Annotated in this window: 6 protein-coding genes and 1 pseudogene; 4 read left to right on the top strand and 3 right to left on the bottom strand. The window is 65.0% G+C overall.

Annotated features, from left to right (window positions below):
- The 3 genes and pseudogenes from ACFYWY_RS37950 to ACFYWY_RS37940 all read right to left on the bottom strand — a co-directional run.
- Positions 1–197 (bottom strand): annotated as a pseudogene (locus tag ACFYWY_RS37950) (alpha/beta hydrolase); the annotation flags it as partial.
- 278 nt (positions 198–475) lie between these two features.
- Complete coding sequence (locus tag ACFYWY_RS37945) at positions 476–1,441, bottom strand: helix-turn-helix domain-containing protein (protein WP_389196011.1); 966 nt, start codon at positions 1,439–1,441, stop codon at positions 476–478.
- Between the two features lie 113 nt (positions 1,442–1,554).
- On the bottom strand, positions 1,555–2,310 hold the full coding sequence (locus ACFYWY_RS37940) for a hypothetical protein (protein WP_389196008.1): 756 nt from the start codon (positions 2,308–2,310) through the stop codon (positions 1,555–1,557).
- 771 nt (positions 2,311–3,081) lie between these two features.
- On the opposite strand from ACFYWY_RS37940, the gene ACFYWY_RS37935 reads away from it, so the two are divergent.
- From ACFYWY_RS37935 to ACFYWY_RS37920, 4 genes are all read left to right on the top strand, one after another.
- Positions 3,082–3,339, top strand: a complete 258-nt coding sequence (locus ACFYWY_RS37935) for a hypothetical protein (RefSeq protein WP_389196005.1) — start codon at positions 3,082–3,084, stop codon at positions 3,337–3,339.
- A 389-nt stretch (positions 3,340–3,728) separates the two neighbouring features.
- Entirely contained in the window at positions 3,729–5,027 is a 1,299-nt protein-coding gene (locus ACFYWY_RS37930; RefSeq protein WP_389196002.1) for a glycosyltransferase, read from the top strand.
- A 12-nt stretch (positions 5,028–5,039) separates the two neighbouring features.
- A complete protein-coding gene (locus ACFYWY_RS37925) occupies positions 5,040–5,345 on the top strand; it encodes an NAD(P)-binding protein (RefSeq protein WP_389195999.1) in 306 nt (101 codons plus the stop codon).
- A gap of 290 nt (positions 5,346–5,635) precedes the next feature.
- Positions 5,636–6,640 (top strand): YdcF family protein, encoded by a 1,005-nt coding sequence (locus ACFYWY_RS37920; RefSeq protein ID WP_389195996.1) that lies wholly within the window; start codon positions 5,636–5,638, stop codon positions 6,638–6,640.
- Positions 6,641–6,789: the final 149 nt, after the last annotated feature.

Genomic DNA, 6,789 nt, shown 5'->3' with positions numbered 1-6,789 from the left:
CCGTTCCAGCTCGAAGCATCCGCGAACGCCCCATGCTCAAGCACAATCGTCGGCTTCGGCTCCGACACCGACGCAGTGGCCGCACCGGCAGTACCGGACAATGTCAGTGCACCGATAGCTCCCGTCACACCGAGAGTGGCAGCGGCCACGAAGCCGAAGCGCTTGAACGACCGACCGGAGGATGACTTGTGGACCATGTGTGTGTTCCTTGCTTGAGGATATATCCGGAACGTTGACTTCGAAATGTAGAGAGAGCCGAGGCAGGTGCACCACCGCCTTGGTCACAGACGATCCGGCGTCTCAAGTGCCTCTCATACTGCAGACCTTACGGCTGGTCTGCAGTCACTTCTTTCCCTACAGCGCACCTGCTCTTGACTGAGAGTGAACCGTCCTCATCGTCCAGCAGATCCCCTATCCGGACGGCAGGGGGTGGCCCCTGGGGACAATCCAAGGAAGGGGCGCTTCGGAGGAGGGTTCACATGCAGATCGAGTCGTTCACGGCTTGCCATTCGCGGGGGGACATTCCGTAGGCTGTACGGAAGGAGCGACTGAAGTGCGCCGGATTCTGGAAGCCCCATCGATGTGCGGTGACCATCACCGGGGCTCTCACGCTGGCAGGGCGTGCCAGGTCGCGTCGACATTCCTCCAGCCGCCATTCGAGTATGAGACGGCCGATGGTCGCCGTCTCCTTCTCGAACAGCCGATAGAGGTAGCGCACGGACATGTGATGGGCGGACGCAATCATTTTCGGAGAGAGGTCCGGGTGGGCAAGGTTTCTGCGAATAAAACTTCGAACTCGCAGCATGAGCGAATGTTTCGCCGCGTCCGTTGTCGTGGCATCCCGCCCCAGCCGTTCGGTGATGACCGTGGCGAGCAGGTCAACAGTGTTGCGGGCCAGCATCTCTGCTACTTCAGGATCATATTCCCCTGCATTCCTCGACAACTCGGCGAGAACGCGACTGACGACGGAAGCCGCCCCGCCGTCGCCGCGAATGGCGGTTCCGGTGATGGAATTTATATCTCCGTTCCTGACCCCGAAGGCCTGTCGGGGTATCTGGAAGAATGTCATCCGGAAGCCTTCGGGAAAGGCGAGTTCATAGGGGCGACTCGTGTCGTACAGAACGAAGTCGCCCGGACCCAGGGCCGCGCTGCGGTTGTCCTGCGAGACCACGGCGGAGCCCTCTCTCTGCAAGCCCACGGTAATGAAGCCTTCATGGTCGGACCGGGCGATCAGGCGTCGTGCACGGTCGACGTGCTCCACTTCCGCCGCGACCGACGCCACCTGCAGGAAGCCGATTCTGTCGGTGACGATGTTTCCGCAGAAGGATTCCCCGGTCGTGACCACCGGTAGGGGGACACACGCCTTCGGTACGACGTTGTGCCGCCGGTAAGAAAGTCTGTCGGCGGTGGGAACGGAATCTGTCGAGAGAGCCAGACTCATTTCGTCTCCTCCCCATTCTTCACGCAATGGCTTTCAAGCGACCATTTGGACGGGCGCGAGCTTCGGAAATCGGCATCGATGATGAAACGGGATGTTGCGCCAAAGGGCTTGCTCTATCGGGTCATGATGATCGCCACCGCCAGTGAGAATCCACCCACGTACGCGATGGCGTAGTAGCGCAGGATGGGTTGCCCCGGAAGCCTGCGTGACATGACGACTGTCATTATCGCCACTGCCGCCACGACGTAGAGATCCGCACCAATGCGTTCGAAGGCCAGATTGGCGGCAATTCCGGCCGCGATCACCAGCGCGTTGGCCGCGATCAGAAGATTGTCCAGGTGTGAAATCGGTCTCGTCGCAGGAGAGAGAAACTGAGTGAACATCACGGTGACATTGAGTATGATGAAGCCGCCGAAGAAAAGATAGTGCGAGAACTCATTGTCATTGAAGTCGACAATGCTGCAGAAGCTTCCGGATCCGTCGAAGCAGAAACGGGAGTTGAGATAATTGGTTATCTCATGGCTGCCGTAACTCATCGCATACAGGTAGACCCCGAAAGTGAATATCAGTCCGAGGGCTCGGGAATCTCGACGCTCGCCGCCAGGCCGCGCGCCGACATGAGAGTTGAGCGCATAATACAGAAGTACCGTCACCAGACCGAGCAGCATGTTGTTCACCTCGGTCCAGCGCAGAAATTCGTTGGGTGCCGCGAATGAAAGCGTGAGATCAGTGCGCCGATTGACAGTCAGGAGCAAGAGATCCGCTGAGACTGCGGTCAGCAGCAAGTGGAGCACGGCGTAGCCGGGACGAGAGGCGGAGCCGGTCGCGCTGTTCGATTTTTGGGGAGTGTTGAAGCTTTTCACGTTCACCGGTTGACTCGTTCTGCAGTTCGGTCGGGCAAGGGGGGTATCCGTCTGCGGTCGCATCCCTTGGCGGCGATACTGTGCGCACACCCAGGATCTGCGCATAACACGGGTGTCACCGCTTGCTACGGGGAAAAGCGCGATCGGGTTCACGCCATGCTGCGGGCGGCCACAAGAGGAGGACTGGCACTCCACCGAGCGCATGTCCGAGTGGAGCGCTGTGCTGCGAGTGAACCGGCAGCGGCCTCCTCACGTGTAGAGGCATATCGGGTGGCAACGCCCGTCGGCAGGGGTGACTTCGACGGCTGACCCCGCGGAGTCGACGCCAGTCACTCTCCGGGAGACCGAGGCACGAGCATTCTCCTCGGCAGCGAAGCAACGAGGTGACGAGCCTTTCCCGAGATGCGCAGTGCCCCTTCCCGGCCGTCGCGACCGGGCTGTCGGCCGAACCGACGCTCCCACCGGACCACCCCCACCCACGCATCAGGAAACGAGGAGTTTCAGCACATGACGGGACTCAGCCAGGGAGCCGTGGGAGACCTTGCCGCTCCGAACACCGCAGACTCGTCCCGGCGCGCAAGAGGTGCCTCACCCAGCCCGGTCGGCTGGACAGGCGAAATGGACCGCCGACTGGAAGAGGCCCGAAGAGCATGCTCCGCCCATGACATCCCGGCGGCCACGAGGATGTGTCATGCGCTCCTGGGCGAGATGTCGAAGGAGCTGAGCGAGGAGCATCTTGTGAGGCGAGGCCTGGAGATTGCCGAGTTGCAAGCTCACTTGTCGTACCTGAGTGGGGACTATGCATCCGCCACGGCCTACTGGACGCAGCTGGCCCGCCGACTGCACGCGCACTACGGCACACACTCGCCCCGGACACGGCACGCGGCAGGCAACGCCATGGCGGCGTGGACGCGGATCGATGACGGCGACCGTGCCCGGCACCTGACCTCGGTGCTCAGCATGCTGCACACAGTGGTCTCCGCTACGCAAACGGCTCGGGCGCGCCGGGCACTTGTCGCCCGCCTGGCGACGTGAGGTCGAAGCGAGCAGGTGGTCCAGTGCCAGAACCAGCCGGGCAGGGAGCCAAGTATCGAGCCGCACAGGGGGAGGCTGACGCGATCGCGGACCCCCCCACCACCACCTCATCCGCAGGCACTTGCCCTCCATGTGAACCGTTCTGCGACCGTCCTCTTAAACGCGCCAATGACAGGGTTCGACGCGGATGTTGTGGACCCTGGCTCCGGGCCGGCGATGGCCCGGGACCGACGCCGGGCCCATGCTGTGGGGCCTGGGCCCGGCGTCGCAACGGCCGCAGGCCATGACCCGGCACGGGTCGGGAGAATCCGGAGAAGGGCCACGTATGACCAGGCGTGCTCTGTAGCCGGACCATGAACCGACTGCGTCGGACCGCCGTAGGGGACGCTGTGACAGAGATTCTCACAGGTACGCTTCCGTCGACCGGGCATGTCGTCTCCCTTCAGCCCGTCGTTCGCGAACTGGTCAACAGGGGACACACCGTGCGGTGGTACACCTCCGAACGGTACGCCGACGAGGTGGAGACCACGGGGGCCCAGCTGGAACCAATGAGCCCTCATCTGGACATGTTCGCCGGACCGCTGGACGAGCTGTATCCGGAGCGGGCGGAGCTCAAGGCGCTCAAGCGGGTGAAATGGGACCTCAAGCATCTCTTCATGAACCCCACCGCAGGGCAGATGGAGGAGTTCCGTCTGCTGCACGAGCGCCGGGCCGCGGACGTTCTGCTGTGCGACCCCGGCTTCGGGGCAGCCCGGATGCTGAGTGAACTGGGCGGCCCGCCCTGGGTCAGCGTCGGCTCCACTCCGCTCACCCTCCCGAGCCGGGACACGGCGCCGTTCGGTTCGGGACTGCCCCCGAGCAGCAGCAAGGCCGGTCGCGCGCGCAACGCGCTACTGCGGTACGTCTTCAACAACATCGTCATGAAGGACGTACTCGCCCATCGCGACGAGCTACGCCGGCGGGCGGGGCTGCCTTCGTCGCATGAAGACATCATGGGTTCCGGAGTCTCGCCCCATCTGCACCTGCAGAGCGGGGTTGCGGGCCTGGAGTATCCCCGTAGCGACCTGCCGGCCCATGTGCATTTCATCGGTGCTCTCGCCGATGACGTGGATACCGCACACGTCATGCCGCACTGGTGGGAGTCCGTACGCGCCTTGGGCCTGCCGATCGTCCATGTCACCCAGGGCACGGTCTCCAACACCGAACTCGACGATCTCCTGCTGCCGACCCTGAGAGCCCTCGGCCAGGAGGACGTGGTCGTCGTGGCGACCCTCGGCAACGCCGCATCGACGCGCGAGTTCCCAGGCCTCCCCGCGAACGCGTACATCGCTCCGTACCTTCCTTACCACCTGCTTCTGCCTCACATCAGTCTCATGGTGACCAACGGTGGCTTCGGCGGAGTGAATGAGGCGCTGCGTCACGGTGTGCCTCTCGTGGTGGCCGGCCGGAGCGAGGACAAACCGGAGGTGGCGGCAAGGGTCGCCTATGCCGGGGCCGGTGTCGACCTCCGTACGGCCACGCCGGATGCGACTGCCCTGCGCACGGCGGTGCGAAAGGTACTGGACGCTCCGTCCTACCGGCACAATGCCCGAGCCCTGGCCGCCCAGTACGGCGAGGTGCAGGCCGGCCCGCGGGCCGCCGACCTCATCGAACGCCTGGTCCGGAGCACGTCGAGCGAGCATGCCTGACCGGGGAGGGAGTTGGACGGTTGTCCGGTCCTCACGTTCCCCTTCCGGCACCCGCGCAAGCCCACCCGAAGAACGGAACACGGCACGCGTCGCCCCCACCCGGGCCGCGGGGAGAGGGAGCGCGGACCACGGTTCACGGAGACACAGCATGTCCAAAGCACGCAAGGCTCTGGTGGCGGCGCGGGTATCGCCGGTCTGTCCGCCGCAAGGGCGCTGGGGCGGCGAGGCAAGTCGGTGGAGATCGTGGAGTGCAGATCACAGCCCGCCGGGCCTGTTCCTGCCGGCAACCCGCTGGGTGCAGGCGCAGGCCCGCAGTAGGGACCGCATCGGTGGCATGATGCCCGGCGCCCGCAATCCTGCCCTCCGCCTGGGCGCGGAGCGCATGTACGAATCGGCCTACGCTCCGCTGCGTGACAGGCCGTGAAGAAGATGTGCGGACATTCCCCGGCCTGCCGGGCATCGAACCGGCGCAGCCACTCGAACGTAGAGCGGCACAGCGAACCGTCGTCTCTGGGCACCGGCTCTGCGTCCGTTCACCGAACTCCTTATGAGGACGGCGGCCCTCGCACGACTGTGAGTCCAGCCGAACCAACAGGGGTGTCCACGCTGTGCTGATCTATATCCTTGCAGCGGCTTCCGCGCTGCTTTTCGCTCTCGGAGTCCTCAACGATCTGCGGCGCTTCAGCAACGCCGTCTTCCTCGGCCTCGCCGTGGCCCTGATGGCAGTCGGTCTGATAGGCGAGGCCGTCAAAGCTGCCCCCGGCCCGGTGTCCGAACTGATAAAGGTGGCCCTCATCGCGATCCTGGTGGCCTCGGTCATGCTGCTCGCCGTCTACCTGATCGGGAACGGCGTTCGGATGGTGCGCAAGGAGGGCCGACGCCTCGGCAACCTTCTGTCCCTCTTGGCAGGGGCGGGCATTCTTGCCGTCGGCGCCCTGTTGGTCACCGCGATCACCACAGGTCTGCGTCCTCTGTCGATCGCAGCCGGGATCACCTTCCTCCTGGTGACCTACTTCGCCTTCCTTTTCGCGTGCTTCGTCGGCTACGGGTTCCTCTACGGGCGCATCAAGGTCCGTGAACGCCTGGACTACGTCATCGTCCTCGGCTCCGGGCTGATCGGAGGCAAGCGCGTCCCGCCGCTGCTGGCGAGTCGGCTCGAACGCGGCCGTGCCGTCTGGGAAGGCCAGGCCACGCTGCACGGCCGCTCCCCGATACTGATCACTTCCGGCGGGCAGGGCCCGGACGAGGACCTGCCCGAGGCGCACGCCATGGCGCAATACCTGGTCGACCGAGGCTTTCCTGAGGACCGCATCGTGCGAGAGGACAAGTCCCGTACGACAGAGGAGAACTTGCTCTACAGCAAGGCGATCATGGAGCGGTTTTCCCCCGACTACCGCTGTGCCGTCGTCACCAACAACTTCCATGCCTTCCGCTCCGCCCTCGTCGCACGCGACACCGGGGTACGGGGTCAGGTGCTCGGTTCGCCCACCGCCCGGTACTTCCTGCCCAGCGCGACCCTGCGCGAGTTCACCGCAATTGTCATGTCCCGAAAGCTGATGAACGTCGCTGCGTGCGTCCTTCTCGCCCAGCAGTGCTGGATGACCATTTGGTGACCCAGGCTTCGCCGGGGGGGCGGGGGCCGGCGCCCCCCCCCCCCCCCCCCCCCCCCCACCCCCAAGCCCCCCCCCCCCCCACCCCCCCCCCCCCGGCCCCCCCCCCCCCCCCCCCCCCCCCCCCCCCCCCCCCCCCCCCCCCCCCCCCC

The organism is Streptomyces sp. NPDC002870 (genome assembly GCF_042888505.1).
GTDB lineage: Bacteria > Actinomycetota > Actinomycetes > Streptomycetales > Streptomycetaceae > Streptomyces.
The sequence above is the reverse complement of the archived record's forward strand: the minus strand, read 5'-3'. Positions and strand labels throughout refer to the sequence as shown.